The following is a 1,271-nucleotide window of genomic DNA, read 5'->3' as shown; positions in this document are numbered from 1 at the left end:
TCGGGGACGGGCGGCCGTGGCCCTGGCCGTCGTGGCTGCCCTGGCCGTCGTCGTCGTGCCCCTGGTCCTCTTCCTCGGCGGGGCCGGCCCCTCCTCCTCACCTGCGGCCACCGCCGTGCCTGCCGTCACGGTGAGCGGCGACGCGCCGCTGGAGGAGGTCATGGAGGTCGCCGGCCGGACAGGAGCGGTTCCGGTGGTCTCGCTCAAGGGGCACCTCAGCGCCCCCAGCCGGGTCCTCACCGACGTGCTGGTCGAGGGCAGTGGCCGTCAGGTGGCCTCGGGGGATGGCATCCTGCTGTCGGTAGCCACCTTCTCGGGCTCCAACGGCACGAACACCACAGGTACCCAGTCAGGCACGCGGCTGTACCGAGGACTGGCTGACGAGCAGTCACTGGGCCAGGCCCTGGCCCAGGCCGTCACGGGCGCCCGCGAGGGCTCGCGCCTGGTCCTGCGGGCCCCGGTTGACACGGAGCAGGGTACGCACGCCGAGATCACGGTGGTCGACGTCCTGCCGACCACCGCCAGTGGTACCCCGGTGGAGACCGTACCGGCCGACGTCCCGCAGGCCACGCTGGGCCAGGACGGCTCGATGACGGTTGACCTGGCTGGCCAGGCGGCGCCCACGCACGGTTCGACGACCGTCCTGGTCCAGGGGCAGGGTCAGCAGGTGCGCAGCACCGACCGCCTCATTGCGCGCTACACGGTGGTCTCCTGGGCTGACGGCTCGGTGACCTCGAGCAGCTACGGATGGACGACGCCGCCCGGCGTGCTCGATATGACCGATACCCTGTCCGGGCTCGCTCAGCGCCTGGCGGACGTGCAGGTCGGCTCACGCGTCGTGGTCTGCCTGCCTGCCGACCAGGCCAGGGGAGACGCGGCGATCGCGGTCGTGGTGGACCTGCTGGCGATCGCCGATGACTCCTCGCTCGCCGCCTCGCAGGCGCCGGCCTCGGCTGGGCCGAGCGAGGGCGTCGTCCACGTCACTCCCTCCGTGCCGCCGAGCCGGTAGGGCCGGTCAGGACGACGGCGGGGCCCCACCTGAGCCGGTCAGCCTGCCAGACCCGGGCGACCTGACGCTCCTGGGCCTCCCAGGCCGCCACGTCCCAGCTGTAGGGGTCGCGGGCGGCCACGCGGGCGTGACGCAGGTGGGCGGGAGCCTGGAGGAGGACCCTGATGACCGTGAGACCAGGCAGGTCCTGGGCGGCGGCCGCCAGGGCGCCGCAGCCCTCCAGGACGAGGGCGCTGGCCGCAGGCAGAACCACCTCGCGCAC

General features: G+C 73.6%; 2 protein-coding genes. One reads left to right on the top strand and one right to left on the bottom strand.

Translation table 11 applies throughout. The annotated features are described in order from the left end of the window. Positions 1-1,009: FKBP-type peptidyl-prolyl cis-trans isomerase (locus tag HMPREF0058_RS12905; protein WP_169305842.1), on the top strand; the 1,009-nt coding region annotated here is incomplete at its 5' end. Here HMPREF0058_RS12905 and HMPREF0058_RS12900 read toward each other — a convergent pair. Further along, positions 981-1,271, bottom strand: a 291-nt coding sequence (locus HMPREF0058_RS12900) for a nucleoside/nucleotide kinase family protein (protein WP_211205899.1), incomplete at its 5' end; no start/stop codon positions are given. The two genes, HMPREF0058_RS12905 and HMPREF0058_RS12900, sit on opposite strands and share 29 nt — an antisense overlap.

It is taken from the genome of Actinomyces urogenitalis DSM 15434 (assembly GCF_000159035.1).
In the GTDB taxonomy this organism is placed as follows: Bacteria; Actinomycetota; Actinomycetes; order Actinomycetales; family Actinomycetaceae; genus Actinomyces; species Actinomyces urogenitalis.
This window is presented reverse-complemented; position numbering and strand designations above follow the sequence as displayed.